The organism is Alterirhizorhabdus solaris, assembly GCF_007785815.1.
GTDB lineage: Bacteria > Pseudomonadota > Alphaproteobacteria > Sphingomonadales > Sphingomonadaceae > Alterirhizorhabdus > Alterirhizorhabdus solaris.
This window is the reverse complement of the sequence record NZ_VNIM01000061.1, coordinates 1-24,452: the sequence shown is the minus strand read 5'-3', so window position 1 is coordinate 24,452 and position 24,452 is coordinate 1. Positions and strand designations below refer to the sequence as shown.

Annotated in this window: 24 protein-coding genes and 1 pseudogene; 16 read left to right on the top strand and 9 right to left on the bottom strand. The window is 69.3% G+C overall.

Annotation, left to right across the window (positions count from 1 at the left end):
* A pseudogene (locus tag FOY91_RS14220) lies at positions 1-895 on the bottom strand (sensor histidine kinase); the annotation flags it as partial.
* Between the two features lie 161 nt (positions 896-1,056).
* Here FOY91_RS14220 and FOY91_RS14215 point away from each other — a divergent pair.
* Complete coding sequence (locus FOY91_RS14215; protein ID WP_203234580.1) at positions 1,057-1,566, top strand: Lrp/AsnC family transcriptional regulator; 510 nt, start codon at positions 1,057-1,059, stop codon at positions 1,564-1,566.
* Between the two features lie 70 nt (positions 1,567-1,636).
* Here the strand turns inward: FOY91_RS14215 and FOY91_RS14210 are convergent, their stop codons facing one another.
* The gene (locus FOY91_RS14210) at positions 1,637-2,887 is read right to left on the bottom strand and encodes a tetratricopeptide repeat protein (RefSeq protein ID WP_145153245.1); all 1,251 of its coding nucleotides are present in this window, start codon (positions 2,885-2,887) and stop codon (positions 1,637-1,639) included.
* Between the two features lie 251 nt (positions 2,888-3,138).
* Here FOY91_RS14210 and yaaA point away from each other — a divergent pair, with 251 nt between their 5' ends.
* From yaaA to FOY91_RS14195, 3 genes are all read left to right on the top strand, one after another.
* A complete protein-coding gene (gene yaaA / locus FOY91_RS14205; RefSeq protein ID WP_145153242.1) occupies positions 3,139-3,897 on the top strand; it encodes a peroxide stress protein YaaA in 759 nt (252 codons plus the stop codon).
* A gap of 109 nt (positions 3,898-4,006) precedes the next feature.
* Complete coding sequence (gene gyrA, locus FOY91_RS14200; RefSeq protein ID WP_145153239.1) at positions 4,007-6,823, top strand: DNA gyrase subunit A; 2,817 nt, start codon at positions 4,007-4,009, stop codon at positions 6,821-6,823.
* Entirely contained in the window at positions 6,820-7,128 is a 309-nt protein-coding gene (locus FOY91_RS14195) for a DUF952 domain-containing protein (RefSeq protein WP_145153236.1), read from the top strand. Before gyrA ends, FOY91_RS14195 begins: the two co-directional genes overlap by 4 nt.
* A gap of 108 nt (positions 7,129-7,236) precedes the next feature.
* Here FOY91_RS14195 and FOY91_RS14190 read toward each other — a convergent pair whose 3' ends face one another.
* The gene (locus tag FOY91_RS14190) at positions 7,237-8,484 is read right to left on the bottom strand and encodes an MFS transporter (RefSeq protein WP_238995710.1); all 1,248 of its coding nucleotides are present in this window, start codon (positions 8,482-8,484) and stop codon (positions 7,237-7,239) included.
* Entirely contained in the window at positions 8,481-8,912 is a 432-nt protein-coding gene (locus FOY91_RS14185; protein WP_145153233.1) for a DUF488 domain-containing protein, read from the bottom strand. Before FOY91_RS14185 ends, FOY91_RS14190 begins: the two co-directional genes overlap by 4 nt.
* Positions 8,913-8,954: 42 nt before the next feature.
* Between FOY91_RS14185 and trmFO the strand changes: the two genes are divergently transcribed.
* Positions 8,955-10,310: a methylenetetrahydrofolate--tRNA-(uracil(54)-C(5))-methyltransferase (FADH(2)-oxidizing) TrmFO gene (gene trmFO / locus FOY91_RS14180; protein WP_145153230.1), complete on the top strand. Its 1,356-nt coding sequence runs from the start codon at positions 8,955-8,957 to the stop codon at positions 10,308-10,310.
* A gap of 361 nt (positions 10,311-10,671) precedes the next feature.
* Here the strand turns inward: trmFO and FOY91_RS14175 are convergent, their stop codons facing one another.
* Positions 10,672-11,721, bottom strand: coding sequence for a Glu/Leu/Phe/Val family dehydrogenase (locus FOY91_RS14175; RefSeq protein WP_145153228.1), 1,050 nt, complete (start codon positions 11,719-11,721; stop codon positions 10,672-10,674).
* Between the two features lie 86 nt (positions 11,722-11,807).
* A complete protein-coding gene (locus FOY91_RS14170) occupies positions 11,808-13,316 on the bottom strand; it encodes a YifB family Mg chelatase-like AAA ATPase (protein ID WP_145153225.1) in 1,509 nt (502 codons plus the stop codon).
* A 90-nt stretch (positions 13,317-13,406) separates the two neighbouring features.
* Between FOY91_RS14170 and FOY91_RS14165 the strand changes: the two genes are divergently transcribed.
* The 9 genes from FOY91_RS14165 to FOY91_RS14125 all read left to right on the top strand — a co-directional run bounded on the left by FOY91_RS14165 (position 13,407) and on the right by FOY91_RS14125 (position 19,391).
* Positions 13,407-13,712: a hypothetical protein gene (locus FOY91_RS14165; RefSeq protein ID WP_203234579.1), complete on the top strand. Its 306-nt coding sequence runs from the start codon at positions 13,407-13,409 to the stop codon at positions 13,710-13,712.
* A gap of 101 nt (positions 13,713-13,813) precedes the next feature.
* A complete protein-coding gene (gene rpmH, locus FOY91_RS14160) occupies positions 13,814-13,948 on the top strand; it encodes a 50S ribosomal protein L34 (RefSeq protein WP_145153223.1) in 135 nt (44 codons plus the stop codon).
* A gap of 5 nt (positions 13,949-13,953) precedes the next feature.
* Positions 13,954-14,337, top strand: a complete 384-nt coding sequence (gene rnpA, locus FOY91_RS14155; RefSeq protein WP_275266013.1) for a ribonuclease P protein component — start codon at positions 13,954-13,956, stop codon at positions 14,335-14,337.
* Positions 14,334-14,546, top strand: a complete 213-nt coding sequence (yidD, locus tag FOY91_RS14150; protein WP_145153220.1) for a membrane protein insertion efficiency factor YidD — start codon at positions 14,334-14,336, stop codon at positions 14,544-14,546. The genes rnpA and yidD overlap by 4 nt, the downstream gene beginning before the upstream one ends.
* A gap of 47 nt (positions 14,547-14,593) precedes the next feature.
* On the top strand, positions 14,594-16,300 hold the full coding sequence (yidC, locus tag FOY91_RS14145; protein ID WP_145153217.1) for a membrane protein insertase YidC: 1,707 nt from the start codon (positions 14,594-14,596) through the stop codon (positions 16,298-16,300).
* Entirely contained in the window at positions 16,297-16,977 is a 681-nt protein-coding gene (gene yihA / locus FOY91_RS14140) for a ribosome biogenesis GTP-binding protein YihA/YsxC (protein WP_238995708.1), read from the top strand. Before yidC ends, yihA begins: the two co-directional genes overlap by 4 nt.
* Before the next feature lie 55 nt (positions 16,978-17,032).
* Positions 17,033-17,695, top strand: coding sequence for a glutathione S-transferase family protein (locus FOY91_RS14135; protein ID WP_145153214.1), 663 nt, complete (start codon positions 17,033-17,035; stop codon positions 17,693-17,695).
* Between the two features lie 10 nt (positions 17,696-17,705).
* On the top strand, positions 17,706-18,836 hold the full coding sequence (gene dapE / locus FOY91_RS14130; protein ID WP_145153212.1) for a succinyl-diaminopimelate desuccinylase: 1,131 nt from the start codon (positions 17,706-17,708) through the stop codon (positions 18,834-18,836).
* A gap of 33 nt (positions 18,837-18,869) precedes the next feature.
* Positions 18,870-19,391, top strand: coding sequence for a hypothetical protein (locus FOY91_RS14125; protein WP_145153208.1), 522 nt, complete (start codon positions 18,870-18,872; stop codon positions 19,389-19,391).
* Between the two features lie 36 nt (positions 19,392-19,427).
* Here the strand turns inward: FOY91_RS14125 and FOY91_RS14120 are convergent, their stop codons facing one another.
* The 3 genes from FOY91_RS14120 to FOY91_RS14110 are packed head-to-tail and all read right to left on the bottom strand — an operon-like array spanning position 19,428 to position 21,950.
* Positions 19,428-20,003 carry a Smr/MutS family protein gene (locus FOY91_RS14120; protein WP_145153205.1) on the bottom strand — a complete coding sequence of 192 codons (576 nt, stop codon included), beginning with the start codon at positions 20,001-20,003 and terminating at the stop codon, positions 19,428-19,430.
* Positions 19,978-21,303, bottom strand: coding sequence for a murein transglycosylase A (mltA, locus tag FOY91_RS14115; protein WP_238995707.1), 1,326 nt, complete (start codon positions 21,301-21,303; stop codon positions 19,978-19,980). The genes FOY91_RS14120 and mltA overlap by 26 nt, the downstream gene beginning before the upstream one ends.
* Positions 21,300-21,950: a Tim44/TimA family putative adaptor protein gene (locus FOY91_RS14110; protein ID WP_145153202.1), complete on the bottom strand. Its 651-nt coding sequence runs from the start codon at positions 21,948-21,950 to the stop codon at positions 21,300-21,302. The genes mltA and FOY91_RS14110 overlap by 4 nt, the downstream gene beginning before the upstream one ends.
* Positions 21,951-22,102: 152 nt before the next feature.
* On the opposite strand from FOY91_RS14110, the gene secB reads away from it, so the two are divergent.
* Complete coding sequence (secB, locus tag FOY91_RS14105) at positions 22,103-22,603, top strand: protein-export chaperone SecB (protein WP_145153199.1); 501 nt, start codon at positions 22,103-22,105, stop codon at positions 22,601-22,603.
* Positions 22,604-22,774: 171 nt separating this feature from the next.
* Positions 22,775-24,382, top strand: coding sequence for a murein biosynthesis integral membrane protein MurJ (gene murJ / locus FOY91_RS14100; RefSeq protein ID WP_145153196.1), 1,608 nt, complete (start codon positions 22,775-22,777; stop codon positions 24,380-24,382).
* The last annotated feature ends 70 nt before the right edge of the window (positions 24,383-24,452 follow it).

Sequence of the window (24,452 nt, the reverse complement as noted above, 5' to 3'; positions counted from 1 at the left end):
CCCACCCCGACACAGCCGCACGGACCGCCACCACCAGCCGCGCATCGCGGAACGAGGCGCGATGGTGGAAGGCGTCGGCGGTCTGCCCGTCGGCGCCGGGCCGGGCCGGGCCGGGCCCGGCTGGATCGATAACGGGCGCGATCGTGACGCCGATCAGCGCCGCGCGCGGCGCTCCGTCCACCCAGACGATCACCCCGTCCGGCCCGGTCTCGAAACGGAAAGTCTCGTCCGGCGATGGGATGCACGGCGTATCCCCGATCCGGGGGACGGCAGAGGTGGCGGGGGCTGCGTGATCCGTGTCGGCCGGCACGAGGATCGCCGACGGCCGGGACGGCTCGATTGCCGACGGGCCTTCCGGCGCCCCCGCGTCCGTCATGCCTTCCCCGACCGGCATCGGCGGCATCTGGGCCAGCGGCCCCGCCTTGCCCGGTCCGGGGGACGGCGGGGATGGAGGCGGCGCGGGCAGCGCGAAATCGCTGGGGCCGAAACAGGCCAGCCCGATCCGTACCAGCGGCGACAGATCCCGGCGCTCGCGCAGCAGCGCCCGCGCAGTCACCGGCAGACACGGCAGCAGGGCGAGCCATGCCATGTCGTCCAGCCGGACCCGGCCGATCAGCGATGCGACCTTCGCCGATCGATCCCCGGCGATCAGCATCACCACCACCGGATGCACCCGCCGCCCGGCCAGCGCCGCCGCCGCAGCGACGCGCGTGGGCAGCGGCACGCCATCGTGCAGGCCGCGCATCACAGCGACGACATCGGGCGCGGGCATGGCGCCCGCCTCGACGGAGGTCTGGGCGAGGATATCGACGACCTGCCGCCATACGATCGCGCACGCCGCCGCGTCGTCACGCGGCTGCGCCAGCACCGTCGCCAGCCTGTCGTCGAAACGCAATCGCGCCCCCTGAATGGTTGATGCAGGATTACCGCTTGGGTCGTCACCGTTAGCGAGGGTGAACTTTTGGTGACAGCGGCTTGCCGGGGCAGGCGTCGCAAAGCGGGACAGGCAGGCGAAACGACAGGATCAATTGCACGAGCAAGAAATATTATTATAGGATGGCGACATTAATCGAAAGGCAAACGACCGTGTCCGCCCCATCCTCGCTCGATCCGATCGATCGCACGATCCTTGCGGCCCTGCAGGCCGAGGGCCGGATCACCAACGTGGAACTGGCACGCCGCGCGGGCCTCACCGCCCCGCCCTGCCTGCGCCGGGTGCGCACGCTGGAAGAGGAAGGCGTGATCGAGGGCTATCATGCGCGGCTCAATCCCCGCGCGCTGGGCTATGGCATCACCGTCTTCGCCCTGGTCAGCCTGCGCAGCCAGGCGGAAGTGGATCTGCGGACGTTCGAGGCGCATGTCGCGCAATTGCCGGAGGTGCGCGAGTGCCACATGCTGAACGGCGAGATCGACTTTATCCTGAAAATCGTGGCGCATGACCTTCAGGCGTTCCAGCTTTTCCTGACCTCGCATCTGACGACCGCGCCGCATGTGGCGAGCGTCAAGACATCGCTCACCATCCGCACCTCGAAAGACGAGCCGGGCATCCCCGTCGATTTTCCCTGAACCTGTCGCGCGCATGAAAAGGGGCGGTGGGGCATTTCCCCACCCCCCCCTTCCCCGACGGGCGATCGCCTCAGGCGGTCGGGTTGTCGAGATAGATGGTCCAGTATTTCGCCAGCCCGGCGCGGCTGCCGGTCACCTTGGCGAAAGCGGCCTTCGCCTCGTCCTTGCGGCCGGCCTTGGCCAGCGCCATGCCGAGCCGGGTGTTGATGACGTTGGCATCCACCCCGCCCTTCTGGAGCGCGACGTTGTACAGCTCGATCGCCGGGGCATATTCGCCGTAGCCGAGGTAGCTGTCGGCGGTGGCGGCAGCGGACTTGCCGTTGGCCGATGCCTTGGCCGCCTTGGTGGCGGAGGCCAGATCGGCCTTGTCGGCGGCCGAACGGCTGTTCGACGCGTCGCTCATCATCTTGAAGTTGCTGCCCGGCGCCAGCTTGACCATGCCGGCGGCGACACCCTCGTTGATGACGGCCTTACCCTCGCCCGGGAACTTCAGATACACGGCCTCGGCATATTCGTAATAATCGCGCTCGCCCTTCAGCCCCTTGGCGGTGCGGAGCAGGCGCAGCATGTCGAGGTCGGTGTCCGAGTCCACCTTGTGCAGGTCGCGATAGGTGATGATCGCGTCGCGCCAGTTGGTCGGGCTCGGGTAATCGACCAGCCACTGTTGCGTCAGGCGCTCGGTCTCGTCGGGCAGCTTGGCGCCGTAGGCGATGGCGATGCCGCGCTGATACCATTCGCTCGGCACCTTCTGGCCGGCGGCGCGCTGCTTGTCGATCCCGGTCTGGAGCAGGGCGATCGCCTCGGCGGGCTTGCCGGCGCGTGCCTTGGCATCGACCAGCAGGGCATAGACGTCGGGATCGGTCGTGCCGGACTTGATCGCCATGTCCAGCGCCTGCGCGGCCTTGGCCATGTCCTTGGCCTGATAGGCGATCTTGCCCTGCGCGGCATAAAGCTGGCTGAGCTGCGCCGGATCGGCCACGCCGCTGGCGATCATGCCGTCGATGCCTTCGCTGATCTTCGCCTGATCGTTCGCCTTGGCGGCGGCCGCGTAGAGCAGCTGGCTGGAGATCAGCTTGTCGTCCGGCGTCGTCGCGGCGGCCTTGGCGGCCTGCGCGGCGGTGATCGCGCCGGCGGTATCGCCGGCCTCCAGCGCCTTCTGCGAGGCGGCGGCACTTTCGCGGACCGGCTTGCTCAGGTTGTAGTTGCGCGCCTTGGGTGCCTCGGCCTTCTTCTCCTTGGCGACCGCGGGGGCCACGCCGACCAGAGCGACGCCACCCACGGCGAGCGCCACGCCGAGCGCCATCGTCGATACGAACTTCATTCCTTCAGCCTCCTCTTGCGGTCGCGCCGCCTTCGCGTTCGGTCAATACGCCCCGGCTTGTAGGACGACAAGCCGCCGACGCCTGACCGAAACGATGGGCGACCGCCGCTGAACGCGGCTTGAACCCGCTTCGATCCGCGAGTCGGGGTTCGGCCATCGCCGATATTGCTTCACGATTGCCGAAGGGCTGCCCGGCGGTTCGCCCGATCCACGCACTTTTCGCCCCGCCGCGCCGATGCTAGGCGGCGGGCATGATCGCGCTCATCTCGCCCGCCAAGTCGCTCGACTACACCAGCCCGCTGCCGCCGCTCGACGCCGGCGCGCCGCGCTTCGCCGACGAGGCGGCGACGCTGGCTCACGCCGCCGCCAGGCTGTCGGCGAAGAAGCTGTCGGCGCTGATGCACATCTCGGACAAGCTCGCCACGCTCAACGCCGCCCGCTTCCGCGACTATGACGATGCACCCGCACGGCCGGCGATCCATGCCTTCGCCGGTGACGTGTACGTCGGCTTCGAGGTGAAGACGCTCGATCCGCCTGCCATCGCCTTCGCGCAGGATCACCTGCGCATTCTCTCCGGGCTGTACGGCCTGCTCCGCCCGCTCGACGCCATCCGCCCCTATCGGCTGGAAATGGGGACGAAGTGGGCGCCCGGCCGCAAGCCCGACCTGTATCGCTGGTGGGGCGACCGGGTGAGCCGGCTGCTCGCCGACGATCTGGCGGAAAGCGGATCGGACGTGATCGTCAACCTCGCCAGCAAGGAATATTGGCAGGTGGTGGCGCAGTGCCCGCCGCCCGCCGCCCGCATCGTGGCGATCGACTTCCGCGAAGAGGGACCGGACGGCCTGCGCTTCAACAGCTTCGCCGCCAAGCGCGCGCGGGGCATGATGGCGCGGTGGATGTGCGAGCATCGCGTGGCGAAGGCGGACGATCTGCGCGGGTTCGACAGCGACGGCTACCGCTATGTCGCCGACGGATCGGACGAGGCGACGTGGCGCTTCGTGCGGGGGTGACGCGGGCGCGGACGCGGGCCGGGCATTGCCGCCCGCCCGCCTTCGGGGTGGCATTTTCATGACGGCCCCGCTACGGCGGACACCCTCAATAATTTCCGGGTAAATACACTTGGCCAGCGTCCCGCCGTCCATCGAAAACGCCGACATCTCCCCCATCTCGATCGTCGACGAGATGAAGTCGTCCTACCTCGACTATGCCATGTCGGTGATCGTTTCGCGCGCGCTGCCGGACGTGCGCGACGGGCTGAAGCCGGTGCATCGCCGCATCCTGTTCGCCAGCCAGGAGGGCGGCTTCGTCCCCGGCCGGCCGTATCGCAAATGCGCCAAGATCGTCGGCGACGTGATGGGCAACTACCATCCGCACGGCGACAGCTCGATCTACATGGCGCTCGCCCGCCTCGCGCAGGATTGGGCGATGCGCGTGCCGCTGATGGACGGTCAGGGCAATTTCGGCTCGATGGACCCGGATATGCCGGCGTCGATGCGCTACACCGAGGCGCGGCTGACCAAGGTGGCGATGACGCTGCTGGACGACATCGACAAGGACACCGTCGATTTCGGCCCGAACTACGACGGTTCGCGCGAGGAGCCGCTGGTGCTGCCGGCGCGCTTCCCCAACCTGCTGGTGAACGGCGCGGGCGGCATCGCGGTGGGCATGGCCACCAACATTCCGCCGCACAATCTGGGCGAGGTGATCGCGGGCTGCAAGGCGTACATCGCCCGCCTGTTCGATCCCGAGGCGCAGCCGATCACCGTGGACGAGCTGCACGAGATCATCCCCGGCCCCGATTTCCCGACCGGGGCGCTGATCCTCGGCAAGGGCGGCGCGCGCAACGCCTATCATACGGGCAAGGGCTCGATCATCATGCGCTCGCGCCATGAGGTCGAGGAAGGGCGCGGCGAAAAGCGCGCGATCATCCTGACCGAGATCCCCTATCAGGTCGGCAAGTCCGGGCTGGTCGAGGGCATCGCCGAGGCCGCCAAGGACAAGCGGATCGAGGGCGTTTCGGACATTCGCGACGAATCGAACCGGCTCGGCGTGCGGATCGTGATCGAGCTGAAGCGCGACGCCACGCCCGAGGTGGTGCTGAACCAGCTGTGGCGCCATACGCAGGCGCAGACGAGCTTCCCCGCCAACATGCTGGCGATCCGTGGCGGCCGCCCGGAAACGCTGTCCCTGCGCGACATCATCGAGGCGTTCGTCCGCTTCCGCGAGGAGGTCATCACCCGCCGCAGCAAGTTCGAGCTGCTGAAGGCGCGCGAGCGGGCGCACATCCTGCTCGGCCTCGTCGTCGCGGTGACCAATCTGGACGAGGTGGTGCGGATCATCCGCGGTTCCGCCAACCCCTCCGAGGCCCGCGCCACGCTGTCCGCCCGAGAATGGCCGATCGGTGACATCGCGCAATATATCGCGCTGGTGGAGGCGGTGGAGCATGAGGTGGAGGGCGACACCTATCGCCTGTCCGACACGCAGGTCCGCGCGATCCTCGACCTGCGCCTGCACCGGCTGACCGGCCTCGGCCGCGACGAAATCGGCGACGAGCTGGCCAAGCTGGCGGGATCGATCGGCGAATTGCTGGCGATCCTCGGCGACCGGACGAAGCTGTATGCGGTGATGGAGGAGGAACTCGACGCGATCGCCGCCGAATTCGCCACCCCGCGCAAGTCCACGATCACCGCCGCCGGCGACGATATCGACGACGAGGACCTGATCGAGCGCGAGGAGATGGTCGTCACCGTCACCCACGGCGGCTACATCAAGCGCACCCCGCTGGAGGCGTTCCGCGCGCAGAAGCGCGGCGGCAAGGGCCGCTCCGGCATGGGCACCAAGGACGAGGATGCCATCACCGAATTGTTCGTGACGAGTACCCATACGCCGGTGCTGTTCTTCTCCACCCACGGCAAGGTGTATCGCAAGAAGGTGTGGCGCCTGCCCGAGGGCGCGCCGCAGGCACGCGGGCGGCCGATGGTGAACCTGCTGCCGCTGGCCCCGGGCGAGACGATCAGCACCGTGCTGCCGCTGCCCGAGGACGAGGCGGCGTGGGGCGACCTGCACATCATGTTCGCCACCGCGAAGGGATCGGTACGGCGGAACTCGATGGATGCATTTGCCAACGTGCCCACCGCCGGCAAGTTCGCCATGCGCTTCGATGAGGGCAGCGAGGATCGCCTGATCGGCGTGTCGCTGCTGACCGAGGAGGACGACGTGCTGCTCGCCACGCGCGGCGGCAAGGCCATCCGCTTCGCCGCCACCGACGTGCGCGAGTTCCAGAGCCGCACCGCCGCCGGCGTGCGCGGCATCAGCCTGAACGGCGACGACGAGGTGATCTCGCTCTCGATCCTGCGCGCGGTGCTGGCCGACGACGGCAAGCCCGTGCCGATCGAGACGCGCGAGGCCTATCTGCGCGCCGCCCCGTGGAAGGAAGGCGACCGCGAGACGACGCTGGATGCGGACGAGATGCTGCGGCTGACGGAAGCCGAGGAGTTCATCCTCACCGTCTGCGCCAACGGCTATGGCAAGCGCAGCTCTGCCTACGAATATCGCCGCACCGGGCGCGGCGGGCAGGGCATCACGAATATCGACAACCTCAAGCGCAATGGCCCCGTCGTCGCCAGCTTCCCGGCGCACAACGGCGAGCAGCTGATGCTCGTGACCGATCAGGCCAAGCTGATCCGCATGACGGTGGGTGATACCCGCGTGATCGGGCGCAATTCGGCGGGCGTGCGGCTGTTCAACGTGGCGGACGGCGAGCATGTCGTCGGCGCGGCGCGGATCACCGAGAATGAGGACGAGGCCGAGATCGACCTGCGTGACGATATCGCGCCGGAGATCGCGCCGAGCGACGACGCCGACACGAGCGACGATCTGTCCGATGGCGGCGAGGGCGAGACGGGCGAACCCGACAGCCCCGACGACACGGAATGACCGCCGCCATCGCCTACAAGATCCTGACGGCGGACCAGTGGGCGGCGTTCACGGCGGCCGGCACGTTCGCGGGCGCGCCGGTCGATCTGGCGGACGGGTATATCCACCTTTCCGCCGAGGATCAGGTGGCGGGCACGCTGGCGAAGCATTTCGCCGGGCAGGCCGGGCTGGTGCTGGCGACGATCAACCTGGCGATGCTGGGGGATGCGGTGCGGTGGGAGGTATCGCGGGGCGGCGCGCTGTTCCCCCACGTCTATGCGCCGCTGCCGCTGGCGGCGGTGACGGAGACGCGATCGCTCGATTGAGGCGCTCGCCACCTCGCCCCCCCGTGCCGGGCGGAGCCGAGGGACGAAGCACACCCTTGCCACCGTCCCTCGACCGCGTTCGGGCAAGGGGACCGACGCGCGATCCGCCTACCCCGCCGGCGCGGGCGGAGGTGTCGGCACGTTGATCGCGAGCGGGCGCACCGTCGCCAGTTTTGCCGCCACCAGAAGCGCCAGCACTGTCAGCCCGCCGCAGAACAGCACCACGCCATGCCAGCCGCCATGCGTCCAGGCGAAACCGCCGGCCGAGCCGAGTATGCTGGAGCCGAGATAATAGAAGCACAGGTAGAAGGCCGCCGCCTGCGCCCGGTCGCCGCCGCTGCGCCGACCCACCCAACTCGACGCGATCGAATGCGCGCCGAAAAAGCCCACCGTCACGATCGCGATGCCGGCCACGAACAGGGGCAGCGCCGTCGCGCCCGTCAGCAGCGCGCCCCCGAGCAGCAGGATCACCGGCGCCGCGATCACCCGCCGCCGCCCGAGGCGATCGGCCAGCCCGCCGAACCATGTCGAACTGAACGAGCCGAGGATATACAGCAGGAAGATCGCCCCCACCGCCGCGCCGCGCAGATCATAGGGCGGTGCGGTCAGGCGGAAGCCGGCGTAGTTGTAGATCGTCACGAACACGCCCATCACCAGGAACGCCGTCGCATAGAGCCACGGCAGCGCCGCATCCCGCCGCAACCGCCCCAGCCCGTCGCGGAACGAGCGCCAGTCGTGACGCCGCGGCGCGAACGCGCGGGAGAGCGGGGCCAGCCGCCAGAACAGCAGCCCGGCCGCCAGCGCGGCGGCGCCGTCCGCCGCCATCGCCACGCGCCAGCCGGTGAAATCGGCGATCACGCTCACCCCCAGGCGCCCGGCCATGCCGCCCAGCGCCGTGCCGGCGATGTAGGTGCCCATCGCCGGCCCGATCGAGCGCGGGTCGACCTCCTCGGCGATATAGGCCATCGCCACCGCCGGGATGCCGGCCAGCGCCACACCCGTCAGCACGCGCATCGCCAGCAGCGTCGTCCAGCCGGGCAACACCGCCGAGATCATCGTGACCACGGACGCCGCCAGCAACGAACCGATCATCATGCCGCGCCGCCCGAGCCGATCGGACAGGAGCCCCGCCGCCAGCAGCGCCACCGCCATCGGCCCGGTCGCCAGCGACACCGCGAGGCTCGCGACCTCGGCGGTCACGCCATATTCGGCGGTGAACAGAGGCAGCAGCGGCTGTACGCTGTAGAGCAGGCTGAAGGTGGCGAAGCCCGCGAGCAGCAGCGCGATCGAGAAGTCACGATAGGCCGGCGTGCCGCGCACGATGCCGGCGGCCGGCATGTGTCCACCGTCGCTCACACGAACAGGTCCACCACCTCCGCGCCGGACGCCACCCGTCGCAACAGCAGCGATCGGTGGCACCCAACAGGCGCGCGCTCGAAACAGAGCAGGGCAGAGGGCATCTCGGCTGCCAGATCGAGCATCATCGCCGCCTGCGCCATCGCCTCGGGCAGTTCGAGCTGGCCGTCGTACACCCGCTCCAGCGTGGCGTGGTCGTTCCTGCGCGCCGCCTCGCGCCCTTCCGGCGGGGTGCCCAGCGCCTTGAGGCCGATATACTCGATCCCGGCCTCACGCAGACCGTTGGCCAGCACGTTCTTGGAAAAGCCGGGCCGGCGCGACAGCGGTACGGCGCGCACGTCGATCAGCCGCTGCACGCCCGCAGCCTGCAGCGTGGCGATCAGTTCCGCCTGGGTGGCGCCTTCGTAGCCGATGGTGAAGATCTTCATGGCGGGTAGATAGGAAGCACCGGGGGGGGTATCGAGCCTGCCATGACACATCAGATCCATATCGTCGGTGGCGGCCTCGCCGGATCCGAAGCCGCCTGGCAACTGGCCGAGGCCGGGTTCCGCGTGCGCCTTTCCGAAATGCGCGGCATTGAAGGCACCCCCGCGCACAAGACCGACGATCTGGCCGAACTCGTCTGCTCGAACAGCTTCCGATCCGACGACCCGGAGCGCAACGCCGTCGGCCTGCTTCATGCCGAGATGCGCGCGCTCGGCTCGCTGATCCTGCGCCATGCCGACGCGCACCGCGTGCCCGCCGGCTCTGCGCTGGCGGTGGATCGCGACGGCTTCTCCGCCGCCGTCACGCAGGCGGTGACGGCGCATCCGCTGATCGATCTGGTGCGCGAGCGGGTGGATGGGCTGCCGCCAGGCCCGGCGATCATCGCCACCGGCCCGCTTACCGCGGCACCGCTGGCGGCCGCGATCGCCGGGGAGACGGGGGAGGATGCGCTGGCCTTCTTCGATGCGCTCGCCCCGATCGTGCATTTCGACACGATCGACATGGAGACGGCGTGGTTCCAGTCGCGCTGGAACAAGGGGGACGGCAAGGATTACATCAACTGCGCGCTGAACAAGGACGAGTATCTCGCCTTCCACGCCGGGCTGATCGCGGGCGAGAAGACCGCCTACAAGGAGTGGGAGGCCAACACCCCCTATTTCGACGGCTGCATGCCGATCGAGGTGATGGCCGAACGCGGTGTCGATACGCTGCGCTACGGCCCGATGAAGCCGGTCGGCCTCGATGACCCGCGCACCGGGCGCTGGCCCTATGCGGTGGTGCAGCTGCGACAGGACAATGCGCTGGGCACGCTGTGGAACATCGTCGGTTTCCAGACGAAGCTGAAGCATGCCGAGCAGGTGCGGCTGTTCCGCACCATCCCCGGCTTGCAGAACGCCGAGTTCGCGCGGCTGGGCGGGCTGCACCGCAACACCTTCCTCAACGCACCGCGCCTGCTGGACCACGAGTTCCGCCTGAGGAGCGCGCCGAACATCCGCTTCGCCGGGCAGATCACCGGCTGCGAGGGCTATATCGAGAGCGCCGCGATCGGGATGCTGGCGGGCCGTTTCGCCGCCGCCGAACTGGCCGGCACTACCCTGCCCGCCCCGCCGCCCGAAACGGCGCTGGGCGCGCTGATGGGCCACATCACCGGCGGCGCCAATGCCGAGACGTACCAGCCGATGAACGTCAACTTCGGCCTGTTCCCGCCGATGCCAGAGGCGAAGAAGAAGGAGCGCAAGCCGTTGATGGCGGCACGGGCGCGGGCCGCGCTGGCCGGCTGGATGGGCGTGGCGGAGGCGGCGGAGGCGACACCCGCCGCCCAAGCCGAAGCCGTCGAGTGAGGGTAGCGTAAGGAAGATCCGCTCACGCGGGATGCTTCCGACGCTCTTCGAACATGACGAGTCGCGGTCCGCGGACAAAGGACGCCGACGACGCACGGAATACCGATCCATTGGCGTCACCTCAGACGTGTTCCGGGGTCCACCGCCTCGCAAGCGCCGCGATCGTTGCGTGCGCTCCTTGATAGACCCCGGAACAGGTCCGGGGTGACGGTCGTGCCGAAACCAAACCCGGCTTTCGATCAGTCGAACACAGCGTTCATGCCGGGCGCCCGCATTACAGACCGCCCAATGGTTCGACCTGCGGCGGAACGGGCGACCAACCGATGATCGCAAGCCGATCGCCCAAGGCCACGGCCACGGCTTACCCCCGCCCGATCAGCCGCATCGCGATACGATCAGCCACCAGCGCGGCGGAGTCGCCGGTGGCGGCGCTCTCGTCCCAGATCTGGTCGAGGCGGCCGGGGATCTGGCCGATCCGGTCGAGCACCTCGGCGCGGTCGCCGTGGCCGAGATACTCCAGCCCCACGTTGATGATGCCACCCGCGTTGATGACGTAATCGGGTGCGTACAGGATGCCGCGCGCATGCAGCCGCGCGCCGTCCGCCGGGGTGGCGAGCTGGTTGTTCGCACCGCCCGCCACGATCGGCGCGGCGAGCGCCGCGATGGCGTCCGCATCGAGGATCGCACCGAGCGCGCAGGGGCTGACCACGTCCGCCTCCACCCGCAGGATCTCGTCCTTGTCCACCACCGTAGCCCCCAGTTCGGCGGCGAGCGCCTCGGCACGGGGGCGGTCGGCGTCCGCCAGCGTCAACCGCGCACCTTCCGCCGCCAGCCGCCGGGCCAGCCCGCCGCCGACGCTGCCGACGCCCTGGATCGCGACATGCACGCCCGCCACGCTCTCGCGCTTCAGCCCGCGCCGCACCGCCGCCGCGACGCCCAGATACACGCCGATCGCGGTGAGCGGCCCCGGATCGCCACCGGCCGCCCCCTGCCCCACCGGCAAGCCCGCCACGTGGCGCGTCTCGCCCCGGATCGCCACCATGTCGGCATCGGACATGCCGACATCCTCGGCCGTCACGTAACGCCCGCCCAGGCTCTCGATCGCGCGACCGAAGGCGGCGAGCAGTTCCGGCGTCTTGGTGCGCGCGGCATCGGCCAGCACCACGCCCTTGCCGCCACCCATCGGCAACCCGGCCATCGCATTCTTGAAGCTCATGCCGCGCGACAGGCGCAGCGCATCGGTGACGGCCTGGTCGCCATCAGCGTAATGCCAGAAGCGCGTGCCGCCCGCCGCCGGGCCGAGTGCGGTGGAGTGGATCGCGATGATCGCCGTCAGCCCCGCCGCCGGATCGCGGAAGACATGGACGCCCTCATGCTCGTCGAAGTCGGGATAGTCCCACAACGCCGTCATCACTCACTCCACATAAAATTACTAGATGACGCAATAATATTGCCGATCCGGCTTTGCCAGTCAAAAAACGGCGGAAGCCCTTTCGGTCAATTCGTCGGCGGTCGCCTGCGATAGCTCAGCGCTTCGGCCACATGCGTCCGCCCGATCGTCTCCGCACCCGCCAGATCGGCGATGCTGCGGCTGACCCGCAGCACGCGGTGGTAGCCTCGCGCGGTGAGTTTCATCGCCTCCGCCGCCTGCGCCAGCAGCGCGCGCCCGGTGTCGTCCGGCGTGGCGACCGTATCAAGCAGCGCACCGTCCGCCTCGGCGTTGGTGCGGATGCGACTGCCGGCGTAGCGCGCCGTCTGGATCGCGCGCGCCGCCGCCACCCGCGCGGCCACCTCGGCCGATCCTTCCGCGGGCGGCGGCAGGATCAGGTCGGCGGCGGACACCGCCTGCACCTCCACGTGCAGGTCGATCCGGTCGAGCAGCGGTCCGGACACCTTGGCCTGATAATCCGCCGCGCATTTCGGCGCGCGCGCGCACGCCAGCGCCGGATCGCCGAGGTGGCCGCAGCGGCACGGGTTCATCGCCGCGACCAGTTGCACCCTTGCCGGGAAGGTGACGTGCGCGTTCGCCCGCGCGACCGAGACGGTGCCGACCTCCAGCGGCTGGCGCAGCGAATCGAGCACGGTGCGCTGGAATTCGGGCAGTTCGTCGAGAAACAGCACGCCCAGATGCGCGAGGCTCACCTCGCCCGGCCGCGCCTTGTGCCCGCCGCCCACCAGCGCGGGCATCGAGGCGCTGTGGTGCGGCGCGCGATACGGCCGCTGGCGCACCAGCCGCCCCTCGCGCAATTCGCCTGCGACCGAGGCGACCATCGACACCTCCAGCGCCTCGGCGGGGGTCAGATCCGGCAGGATACCGGGCAGGCACGCCGCCATCAGCGACTTGCCCGCGCCGGGCGGGCCGACCATCACGAGGTTATGCCCGCCGGCCGCCGCGATCTCCAGCGCGCGCTTGGCGGTTTCCTGCCCCTTCACCTGCCGCAGGTCCGGCCCGCCGCGCGGCGGCTCCGCCTCGCCGGGCAGCGGCGGGGCGATGTGGCCGTCGCCGCGCAGATGGTTGAGCAGCGCGAGCAGATCGCGCGCGGCGATCACCTCGATCGATCCGGCCCATGCCGCCTCCGCCCCCTGCGCCGCCGGGCAGATCAGCCCCAGTTCGCGTTCCGAGGCATGGAGCGCCGCCAGCAGCACGCCCGGGGCGGGGCCGATCCGCCCGTCGAGGCTGAGCTCGCCCAGCACGACGTAGGCGGCCAGCGTCTCCGCATCGACCACCCCCATCGCGCCGAGCAGGCCGAGCGCGATCGGCAGGTCGTAATGCGATCCCTCCTTGGGCAGGTCGGCGGGCGACAGGTTCACCGTGATCCGCTTGGGCGGCAACGCCAGCCCGATCGCGGACAGCGCGGCGCGCACCCGCTCCCGGCTTTCGGAGACGGCCTTGTCGCCGAGGCCGACCACGGCGAACGCGGGCACCCCCGGCGCCACCTGCACCTGTACCTCGACGCCGCGCGCCTCCAGCCCCAGAAACGCCACCGTCGAAACGTGCGCGACCATCGATCCCCCTGCCTGCTGCGGCCGGCATGGCGGCTCGGCCGCGCCGGCGCAAGGTTGCGCGCGTACCGCGCCCGTCCCACATCGCCCCGCATGGAACATGCGCCCGCTCCCGACACTGGCCCACCGCCGCTGGTGCGCCGCACGCTGTTCGTGATCGGCTGCCTGCTGGTGATCGTCACGCCGGCGGTGGCGGTGTTGCCGGGGCCGGGCGGCGTATTCACCTTCGCGGGCGGCATGAGCCTGATCCTGCGCTATTCGCCGTGGGCCAAGCGGCGGTACGTCACCTTCAAGCGGCGCTGGCCGCGTCATGGCGCGTGGTGCGACTGGGGGCTGCGGCGGCATAGCGCGAAGCGGCGCAAGGCACGGGACAAGGCCGCCGCCGCCGGGAAAGATTGACTTCGCGCGCGGCCTTGCCTATCCGGCCGTGCGACAGCGGCTGCCCGTTCGGCGGCCTGTTTTTCGTTGTACAGACTTTTCGTGTATCCGGGGAATGAGCGATGAAGCGGACCTTTCAGCCCAGCAATCTCGTGCGTGCGCGCCGCCACGGCTTCCGCACGCGTTCGGCGACGCCGGGCGGCCGCAAGATCCTGGCGGCGCGTCGTGCGCGTGGCCGCATCAAGCTGTCGGCCTAGTCGCGTTGCCGCCTGAGACGATCAGGCGGCGCCCGGACTTTCTTGCCGCGAATCAGGGCCGGCGCGCGCCGATGCCCGGCTTCGTCCTGCTCGTGCGCGAGCGCGGGGACGAGTCGGGCGCGATGCGGGTCGGCTTTACCGTCACCAAGAAGATCGGCAACGCGGTCGTCCGCAACCGGATGAAGCGCCGGCTGCGGGCACTTGCGCGCGAGGTGCTGCCAGACAGCGGCCTGGCCGGGGCGGATCATGTCCTGATCGGGCGCAACGGCGGGATCGAGCGCGACTATGCCGACCTGCGTCGCGAACTGGCCAAGGCGCTCGGCAAGGTGAAGGCGGGCCATTCCGCCCCCGCCCGCCCGCCGGGCAAGCGGCCGGCCGGAAAGCGATGATCGCGCGGCTGCTGATCCTGATCGCGCGCGGATGGCAGCTCGGGCCATCGGCGATCCTGCCGCCTACCTGTCGCTACGTTCCTTCCTGTTCGGCCTATGCGATCACCGCGTTGAGGCGCTATGGCGCGCTGCGGGGCGGCTGGCTCGCCACCCGGCGGATCTGCCGCTGCCACCCGTTCGGCGGGAGCGGCTACGACCCGGTGCCCTGAGCCGGACGACACGATCAGGCGGACGGCCATGATGCGGAGATTTCTACGTGGATAACATGCGCAACATGGTGTTGTTCGCCATCCTCACGGTGGCGGTGCTGTTCGGCTGGCCGCTGGTGTCGGGCCATTTCTTCCCTACCGCCAACCCGCCCGCCACGCGGATCGTCGACGGCAAGTCCGTGCCGGTGCCCAACCCGGCGGCGGACCCGGCCGCCGATTCGCCTGCCGCGTTGCGCGACCGGGCCGTGGTGCTGGCCGATTCCCCGCGCGTGCTGATCGATACGCCGCGCCTGCAGGGCTCGATCAACCTGCGCGGCGCGCGCATCGACGATCTGGTGCTGCGGACCTACCGCGAGACGATCGCCAAGGATTCGCCGCCGATCCGCCTGCTCTCCCCCGCCGGCGCCGGCGATGCCTATTTCGCCGGCTTCGGCTGGACGGGCAGCGGCGCCGCCCTCCCCACCGCCGATACCGTGTGGACGGCGAGCGGCACGCGGCTTGCGCCCAACTCGCCGGTCACGCTCACCTGGAGCAATCCCACCGGCCAGCGTTTCGCCATCCGCCTCTCGGTCGATCCAAACTACATGTTCACCGTCGAGCAGAGCGTGACGAACGGCGGCGGCGGTGCGATCTCGGCGCGGCCGTGGTCGCTCGTCAGCCGTGTCGGCCACTCCAAGGACCCGACGGCGTGGACCAATCACGTCGGGCCGATGGGCGTGTTCGACGGCAAGGCCAACTACAGCGTCGACTTTAAGGATCTGGACAAGACCCCGGCCGGCGAGCGCTTCACCACCACCGGCGGCTGGGCCGGCTTTACCGACAAATACTGGCTGACGGCGGTGATCCCCGATCAGTCGACGCCGGTGGAGGCGGGTTTCCGTGGCGGGCCGGGCAACAGCTATCAGGCCGATTTCACCACCGCCCCGGCGATCGTCGCGCCCGGCGCCACCGTTCGCTCCGTCTCGCGCCTGTTCGCAGGCGCCAAGGAAGTGAACCTGCTGGACGGTTATGAGGACAATCTGGGCATCGCCCGCTTCGGCAAGGCGATCGACTGGGGCTGGTTCGAGATCGTCGAGAAGCCGATCTTCGACATCCTCGACTGGTTGTTCCGCACCACCGGCAACTTCGGCGTGGCGATCATCCTGCTCACCTGCCTCGTGCGCGGGCTGATGTTTCCGGTCGCGCAGAAGCAGTTCAAGTCGATGGCGGCGATGCGCGTGTTGCAGCCGAAGATGAAGGCGCTTCAGGAGAAGCACAAGGACGACAAGGCCAAGCTCCAGCAGGAGATGCTGGCGATGTACCAGAAGGAGAAGGTCAACCCGGTCGCCGGGTGCCTGCCGATCCTGTTGCAGATCCCGATCTTCTATGCGCTGTACAAGGTGCTGATGCTGACGATCGAGATGCGCCACCAGCCGTTCGCACTGTGGATCAAGGATCTGTCCGCGCCCGATCCGATGACGCCGGTGAACCTGTTCGGCCTGCTGCCGTTCACGCCGCCGCACATGATCGCCATCGGCGTGCTGCCGATCCTGCTGGGCATCACCATGTATCTCCAGTTCAAGCTCAATCCGCAGCCGATGGACCCGATGCAGAAGCAGGTGTTCTCGATCATGCCGTGGATCTTCATGTTCATCATGGCGCCGTTCGCGGCCGGGTTGCAGTTGTACTGGACCGTCTCGAACCTGCTGACGATCGCGCAGCAGAAGTTCCTCTACAGCCGCTACCCCGGCATGCCCGCGGCGGACGCCAAGTGAGCGACGCCGACCGCCCCGAGGACGACGCCGAGGCGATCGCCGAGCGCGTGGAGGCGGCGCGCAAGCTGTTCGCCGGGCCGGTGACGTTCCTGAAGTCGGCCCCGTCGCTCCAGTTCCTGCCGGACCCGGTGGCCAATGAGGTGGCGTTCGCCGGGCGCTCGAACGTCGGCAAGTCCTCGCTGCTGAACGCGCTGACCGGGCGCAATGCGCTCGCCCGCACGTCGAACACGCCGGGCCGCACGCAGGAGCTGAATTTCTTCGACGTGGGCGATCCCGAGGGGGAGGCATTCCCCGCCTTCCGGCTGGTCGACATGCCCGGCTACGGATTCGCCAAGGCGCCCAAGGATGTGGTGCGCAAGTGGAAGTTCCTGGTGAACGACTATCTGCGCGGCCGCACCGTGCTGAAGCGCGCGCTGGTGCTGGTGGACAGCCGCCACGGCCTGAAGGACGTGGACCGCGAGGTGATGGAGATGCTGGACAAGGCCGCCGTCTCCTACCGGCTCGTGCTGACCAAGGCGGACAAGATCAAGCCGACCGAGCTTGCCAAGGTGAGCGATGCGACGGCGGCCGAGGCGCGCAAGCATGTGGCGGCGCACCCGGAGATCCTGACGACATCGAGCGAGACCGGCCTCGGCATCGCCGAACTGCGCGCAGCGGTGGTGGAAGCGATCGGCTGATCGAGGCCGCCCTCCCGGCTTGAGCCGCCGTGCCGGTCGCTCTATCACCCCGCCCATGAAACTCTTCATCGGCAACAAGGCCTATTCCTCCTGGTCCATGCGCGGCTGGCTGGCGGCGCGGCAAGCGGGCATCGACTTCGAGGAGATCGTTGTCCCGCTCTACGACGAGGATTGGGACAAGCGCCGCGAGGGCGCCGAGTTCGCCCCCTCCTCGGGCAAGGTGCCGATCCTGTGGGATGGCGACATCGTCGTCTGGGACAGTCTGGCGATCGTCGAATATCTGGCGGAGAAGGCCGGGGCCGAGCGCTTCTGGCCGGCCGACCCCGCCGCCCGCGCCACCGCGCGATCGATGTCGGCGGAAATGCACTCCGGCTTTCTGAACCTGCGGCGCGAGCATTCGATGAATGTGCGGCGCACCTTCCCTACCCCCGATCTGTCGCCCGGCGTTCAGCAGGACGTGTTGCGGATCGTCTCGCTGTGGGCGGAGGCGCGGTCGCGCTGGGGCGGCGGCGGCGACTTCCTGTTCGGGGATTATGGCGCGGTCGACCTGATGTTCGCCCCCGTCGTCACGCGCTTCATCACCTACGGCATCCCGGTGCCCCGCTTCGCCGTCGCCTACATGCAGGCCGTCCTGTCGCACCCCCATGTCCACGCCTGGATCACCGCCGCGCAGGATGAGCCGTGGGTGATCGAGCGGTTCGAGGCGCCCGTCGCGTGAGCCGTGCCGCGTGATCGACGTCGTCTCACTGACCGAGCGGCTGATCGCCTGCCCCAGCGTCACCCCGGCCGATGCCGGCGCGCTGGCGGTGATCGCCGAGGCGCTGGCCGGGATCGGCTTCACCGTCCACCGTTTCACCGATGGCGGGCCACCGGACGGGCCGGTCGAGAACCTGTTCGCCACGCGCACGGGCGCCGCCCCCGGCCCGCATTTCGCCTTTGCCGGCCACAGCGACGTGGTGCCCGCCGGCAGCGGCTGGCAGAGCGACCCGTTCACCCCCGTGCGGCGCGGTGATCTGCTGTACGGGCGCGGTGCGGTGGACATGAAGGGCGCGGTCGCCGCGTTCATCGCCGCCGCCGCGCGCGTGCCGAACCATGCCGGCACCCTCAGCCTCATCATCACCGGCGACGAGGAAGGCCCGGCCACCCACGGCACGCTGGCGCTGATGGAATGGATGGCGGCGAACGGCCAGCATCCCGACATGATCCTCGTCGGCGAGCCGACCTCCGACCGGCGGCTGGGCGACACGATCAAGATCGGCCGGCGCGGCTCGGTCAACATGTGGATCGAGGTGCCGGGCACGCAGGGCCACGTCGCCTACCCGCATCTGGCGGACAACCCCGCCACGCGCCTGCTGCGCATCCTCGACCGGGTGACGAAGGTGCGGCTGGACGAGGGCAATCGCTGGTTCCAGCCCTCCAACCTCGAGGTGACCGATATCGCGGTCGGCAACCCGGCGACCAACGTGATCCCGGCCGAGGCGCGGGCGCGGCTGAACATCCGTTTCAACGACGAGCAAACTGGCGCCGCGCTGGTGGAGCGGGTGCGCGCCGTGGTGGCGGAGGAGGCGCCCCGCGCCACGCTGACCGCCAAGATCTCGGGCGAGGCGTTCCTGACCGAGCCGGGCCTGCTCTCCACGCTGGTCGGCGCGGCGGTCGAGCGGGTGACGGGGGTGACGCCCGCGCTTTCCACCAGCGGCGGCACGTCGGATGCGCGATTCCTCTCGCGGCTGTGCCCCGTGGTGGAGTTCGGCCTGCTCAACGCCACGATGCACAAGCTGGACGAGGCGGTGGCCTTGGCGGACCTGCACGCTCTGACCGATATCTACGAGAGGGTGGTGAGAACCGCGCTGGAACGGTGAAACAGGGGCCGTCGATCCGGATATGAGCGTCGGATGAAAAGCATCGCCTTGGCCATTATGATCTTCACCCATGGTGCGGGTGAGGCAAACGGCGGGATATCCGAAACGACGTTGGGATTTTATCCGCCTGTCCTTCAAGCAGGCCATACGCTGCTGCTTGCCGGACGGGACGGGACGATAGCCGATTGCGACGATATCGCAGACGGCCGGCTACAGTGGCACAGTCCAATCTGCAGAACCGTGATCGGCACTGCGGTGCCGCATGACGCGACGCCTGCGTTCGTTATCGGCGAGGAAAGCAAATGGGTAGAATATAAGGATTTGCCTAGAATCTACGGTCCGGCAGGGGCCATAACGCTGTTCTACGGCATAAACGAGCATGGCAGGGTGGATACCTGCACCGTGATGGATAATCAGGTCACGGTCGAGCATGCACAGGCAACATGTGCCGCTCTCGTCAAACGGGCACGCTACAGACCGGTCATGAACGCCGGAGGCCAGCATATCCGGTCCGCCCGGGTTCAGAAAGTCCGTTGGGGTGGCAGCCCCTTCTGACCGGCAGGAAACGAGACTGCCCGGCGATAACAGTAACTACCCCCGTTCCCGCCGCCGCCTGAGGATCACATACAGCGCCCCCGCCCCGCCATGCCGGGGATGAGCATTGCGGACGGCGGCGATGCGATCGGCGAAGCGGGAGCCGGCGAGCCAGTCCCCCACCGAGGCGCGGATCGCGCCGCGCGGGCGTTCCTCGCCGTGGCCGCGCTCACGCGGGGGGCGGCCGGTCACGAGCAGGATCAGCCGCGCCTCCATCGCGATCGCACGCGCCAGTTCCGCGTCGAGTGCGGCAAAGGCGGTGGCGAGCGTGTGGCCGTGCAGATCGATCGCGCGATCGGGCGCGACCATCCCGCGCCGCAGCCGCCGGTCCCAGCCCCCGTCCAGCGTATCGGGTGGCGGCGCCGCCTTGGGGTTCAGCCGGGGCGGCAGCGGCGGCGGCACGCGGCCGAGGCGCTTCGATGGCAGTAACGCTGGCGAAGGCGGCGGGGGCGCGCTCGCCAACGGTTTGGCGATAGCCGCGCGCACCGGCTTCACCCGCACGATCGGCCGCACGCTGTCGGTCACGCGGTGCCACAGCGCGCGCTCCTCAGGGTCGAGCTGTCGCCCCGCCATCGCCCGCTCCAAACCCTCCGCCGTTCAGCCGCGCGACGGTGCCGACCGGCAGCAGCAGCCACGCCTGCCCGCGCCCCGACATGCCGCCGGCGATGCGCCGTGCCTCGTCACCCGCCCCCCAGAAGGTGTCGAAGCGGTTGGCGCCCTTGATCGCGCCACCGGTATCCTGCGCCACCCACAGCCCGGTCGCCTCAGGCCGGTCGAGCGAGACGAACAGCGGCGCACCCAGCGGCACGAACGCAGGATCGGCCGCAACGCTGGTTCGCCCCGTCACCGCCACGCCCATCGCGCCGATCGGCCCGGCACCGGTCAGCTCGCGGAAGAAGACGAACGACTTGTTCGTTTCCATGATCGCGCGACCCTCCGCCGGGTTGGCGCGCAGCCAGGCCATGATCCCCTGCATCGAGGTCTGTCCGGGGCCGAGCAGGCCGCGATCTTTCATCAGCTTGCCGATGCCGACATAGTCGCGGCCGTTCTGGCTGTCGTAGCCGATCCGCATCACCTGGCCGTCCGGCAGCCGCAGCCGGCCCGATCCCTGCACCTGCAGAAAGAAGAACTCGACCGGATCGGCCGCCCACGCCAGTTCCAGCCCGCGACCCGACAGCGCGCCGCCGTCGATCGCGGCGCGATCGGGGTAAAGCACGAGCTTGCCGTCCTTCGCCTGCCCGCGCAGCTTGCGGCCTTTCAGATCGGGGGCGAACAGGCCGAGGTCGGCCTCGATCAGGTCGGGCGGGCGGCGATAGACCGGCACCTCGTAGCCGGTACGGCGATCGCGCGCGCCGGCGATCTCGGGTTCGTAATAGCCGGTAGCGAAGGCACGGCCATCGCCGATCACCGCCGTCTCGAAGAAACGGGCGAAGAAAGCGGGGGCGTCGCCGTCGCGCCAGCCGGGCGCGGCGGCGCAGGCCGGGCGCCAGTCGTCGCCGCGCGTCAGCCCGCTCGCGTCGGTTCGACGGACGAGCGACGGGCAGGACAGACGAAACGCAGCCAGCGCGGCGCGTGCCTCGTCCCGCTCGATCCCGAGCGCCGCCACCGCAACGCCGGGCCGCACGCCCATAGCCACGGCTTTCGTACCGTCGGGTGGCGTGAGGATTGGTTCAGGCAGGGTCGGCAGCACCGCGCGCGATTGGCTGCGGACCGGCGGGACAATGTCGTTGAAGTTTTGCGAGGACGCAGGCCGCGCTGCCGGGCGCTTCGGCGCAACGGGCGCAGGTCGGCTCATCGGCCGATCGCCCGGCCCCACGCATCCGGCGAGGGCCAGCGCCGCCATCGCGACGCCGGCCAGCAGCGGCCGGGTCACGCCGCCTCGTCGGTTTCGACCAGCATCCAGTTGGGATCGTCCGACCGCACGTTGCGGCTGAACGTCCACACGTCGTGCGTCTGCACCGCATCGGTGAGCGAACCAGCCACCGCGGTGCCCTCGGCATCCCGCGTAACGGCAGCGATATCGGCATCGAAACGGACGGTGATGCTGGCGGTCTGCCCGACCAGCGCCGCCCGTTCGATCTCGGCGCGCTCGATCGTGATGAGGCGATTGTCGAGGACGTGCCCGGCGGCGCGACGCTGCTCGATCGCCTCGCGAAAGGCATCGCGCACACCATCATCGGCCAGCCGGTCGAGTTCGGCCACGTCGCCCTTCCAATAGGCCTCCAATACCATCCGGTAGGCGGACTGGGCACCCTGGAGGAAGCGGGCCGCCTCGAAACCGTTGTCGGCGGCGGCAATGGCGCGGATGCCATCGGTGGCTCGCGCATCGATCGCGGGCTCGGCCGATGCCGGCTGCGGCAATGCCTCCGTGGTGGTGCGGCTGATGCCGGCGGCGGGCGCCTGCACCTCGACGGGCTTGGCGATCGGCTGTTGCTCGTGCCCGGTACGCCGGCCGAGGACACTCCACAGGCGGAGGCCCACGAACAGAAATACCATCGCGAGGATAATGATCTCGACCACCGGGCCTCCACTGTCTTGCCGTTCCTACATAGGGCGGGCGGTCGCATCTTTCAAACGGCGATCATCGGGGCGCATCGCGGTGTGCTCGGCCATTGCCCTCTCCCATGCCACCTGATAGCCCGCGCTCAAATCATCGAGCGGGACGAGACGAGATGGCCGACGACCAGTTCAGCGCCGATCAGGGCGGCAACGACGACAACCTGCCGCAGGTCGGCATGATCGCGCAGTATGTGAAGGACCTTTCGTTCGAAAATCCGAACGCACCGGCGGTCTATCAATGGCAGGGTCAGCCGCGCATCGACGTGCAGTTCAACATCGGCGCGCAGACGGTGGGCGACGACGTGCATGAGGTGGCGCTGAAGGTGGATGTATCCGCTACGTCGGCCGACAAGACGGCCTTCCAGGTCGAGCTGGTCTATGCCGGCCTGTTCGGCATCCGCAACGTGCCGGAAGACCAGATTCAGCCGTTCCTGCTTGCCGAGGCGCCGCGCCTGCTTTTCCCCTCCGCCCGCCGCGTGCTGGCCGATGCGATCCGCGACGGCAATTTCCCGCCGCTGCTGCTGGAGCCGATCGACTTCGGCGCCCTCTACATGCAGCAGCAGGACGAGGCGCAGGCCGCGCTGGTGAACGCGGAGCCGGCGGGCGAGGCGTAAGCCTTTCCTCGCGCTGCCTTGACGCCGCTCATCCCGAGGAGGACTGAGCGACGGCGAAGGCCCGTCTCGGAGGACGCGCGCCTAGACGTCCTTCGAGACGCCGCTTCGACGCGCTCGGCGGCTCCTCCGGATGAGCGGGTGTAGTGTCATGATCTCCGGCCCTCGTTTTCGATGAGCCTCGTCCGCAACACCGCCACGATCGGCGGGCTGACGCTGGTGAGCCGCGTGCTCGGCTTCGTGCGCGACATGCTGATGGCGCGGTTCGTCGGCGCAGGGTTCGCCTCCGATGCGTTCCTGATCGCGTGGCGGCTGCCCAACCTGTTCCGCGCCCTGTTCGCCGAGGGCGCGTTCGCCGCCGCCTTCGTACCGATGTTCAACCGCCCCATCGCGGAAGCGGAACGGGGCGCGGAAAGCGGCGGTGATGCCGCCGCCCGCCGTCGTGCCGGCCTGCCCGCCGGCCTGCGCTTCGCCGAGGACGTGCTTTCGGTTTTGCTGCCTATCCTCATCGTGTTCACCATTGTGATGATGCTCGCCGCCTGGCCGATCGTGTGGGCGATGACCGGCGGTTTCCGCGATGGCGGGCCGGAAAAGCTGGCGCTGGCGACCGAGTTCACCCGCATCACCTTCCCGTATCTGATGCTCATCTCGCTGGTGTCGCTGCTCGGCGGCATCCTCAATTCGCTCGGCCGTTTCTGGGTGAATGCCGCAGCCCCGGTGCTGCTCAACATCTGCCTGATCGTCGGCCTGATGTTCTTTCGCGGCCATTCGGAGATCGACACCGCGCGCACCCAGTCGATCGCCGTCACCGTCTCCGGCGTGCTGCAATTGGGGTGGCTGATCTGGTCGTGCCGGCAGGCGGGCGTCGTGCTGCGGCTCAAACGCCCGCGCCTGACGCCGGATGTGAAGAAGCTGCTGGCGATCATCCTGCCCGCCGCACTCGGCGCGGGGGCGGTGCAGTTCAACCTGCTGATCTCCACCACGCTGGCGGCGCGCTTTTTGCCGCAGGGGTCTGTGTCGTACCTCTATTACGCCGACCGGCTGAACCAGCTGCCGCTCGGGCTGATCGGCATCGGCGTGGGCACCGCGATATTGCCGCTGCTGTCGCGCCAGATCGGCGGGGGCGACGATGCCGCCGCCACCGCCACGCAAAACCGCGCGATCGAACTGTCGCTGCTGCTCACTTTGCCCGCCACGGCGGCGCTGATGGTGTCGGCCGAGCCGATCATTCGTGCGCTCCTCCAGCACGGGGCGTTCACCGTGCAGGATACCGCCGCCACCGCCGCCGCACTCACCGCCTTCTCGTTCGGGTTGCCCGCCTACGTGCTCATCAAGGTGCTGACACCGGGCTTCTATGCGCGATCCGATACGCGCACGCCGGTGCGGATCGCGCTGGTGGCGATGGGGGTGAACCTCGTGCTCAACCTAGCGCTGGTGTGGCCGCTGGCGCATGTCGGGCTGGCCGTCTCCACCGCGATCTCGGCGTGGGTCAACGTGGGGCTGCTCTATCTCACGCTACGCCGGCGCGACCATTTCGCGGCGGATGCGCGGCTGAAGGCGCGCACGCTGCGGCTGGGCGCGGCGACGCTGGCGATGGCGGCGCTGCTGCTGGCGCTCAACCCCTTGGTGGATGCCTACACCGCCGGGCCGTGGCTGCTGCGCGTGGTGGCACTGGGGGCAATGATGGCGGCGGGCGCGGCGACCTACTTCGGTGCCGCCTTCCTGTTCCGCGCCTATAATCTTGCTGAACTGCGCGCGCAGTTCACCCGCCGCCGCGCCTGACGCGCCCGCTTGCCCGTCGCCGCGCTTGACGCGCGCGTGGTGGTCCGCGATGGCGCGGGCGATATGAGCC

Coding starts and splice junctions, on each gene's coding strand:
- yaaA (WP_145153242.1), top strand. CDS start 3,139: ATGATCGCGCTCATCTCGCCCGCCAAGTCGCTCGACTACACCAGCCCG.
- FOY91_RS14195 (WP_145153236.1), top strand. CDS start 6,820: ATGACCGCCGCCATCGCCTACAAGATCCTGACGGCGGACCAGTGGGCG.
- FOY91_RS14135 (WP_145153214.1), top strand. CDS start 17,033: ATGAAACTCTTCATCGGCAACAAGGCCTATTCCTCCTGGTCCATGCGC.
- FOY91_RS14175 (WP_145153228.1), bottom strand. CDS start 11,721: ATGACGGCGTTGTGGGACTATCCCGACTTCGACGAGCATGAGGGCGTC.
- FOY91_RS14120 (WP_145153205.1), bottom strand. CDS start 20,003: ATGGCGGGGCGACAGCTCGACCCTGAGGAGCGCGCGCTGTGGCACCGC.
- rpmH (WP_145153223.1), top strand. CDS start 13,814: ATGAAGCGGACCTTTCAGCCCAGCAATCTCGTGCGTGCGCGCCGCCAC.
- trmFO (WP_145153230.1), top strand. CDS start 8,955: ATGACACATCAGATCCATATCGTCGGTGGCGGCCTCGCCGGATCCGAA.
- FOY91_RS14185 (WP_145153233.1), bottom strand. CDS start 8,912: ATGAAGATCTTCACCATCGGCTACGAAGGCGCCACCCAGGCGGAACTG.
- secB (WP_145153199.1), top strand. CDS start 22,103: ATGGCCGACGACCAGTTCAGCGCCGATCAGGGCGGCAACGACGACAAC.
- yidD (WP_145153220.1), top strand. CDS start 14,334: ATGATCGCGCGGCTGCTGATCCTGATCGCGCGCGGATGGCAGCTCGGG.
- FOY91_RS14170 (WP_145153225.1), bottom strand. CDS start 13,316: ATGGTCGCGCACGTTTCGACGGTGGCGTTTCTGGGGCTGGAGGCGCGC.
- FOY91_RS14215 (WP_203234580.1), top strand. CDS start 1,057: ATGGCGACATTAATCGAAAGGCAAACGACCGTGTCCGCCCCATCCTCG.
- FOY91_RS14165 (WP_203234579.1), top strand. CDS start 13,407: ATGGAACATGCGCCCGCTCCCGACACTGGCCCACCGCCGCTGGTGCGC.
- FOY91_RS14125 (WP_145153208.1), top strand. CDS start 18,870: ATGAAAAGCATCGCCTTGGCCATTATGATCTTCACCCATGGTGCGGGT.
- murJ (WP_145153196.1), top strand. CDS start 22,775: ATGAGCCTCGTCCGCAACACCGCCACGATCGGCGGGCTGACGCTGGTG.
- FOY91_RS14210 (WP_145153245.1), bottom strand. CDS start 2,887: ATGAAGTTCGTATCGACGATGGCGCTCGGCGTGGCGCTCGCCGTGGGT.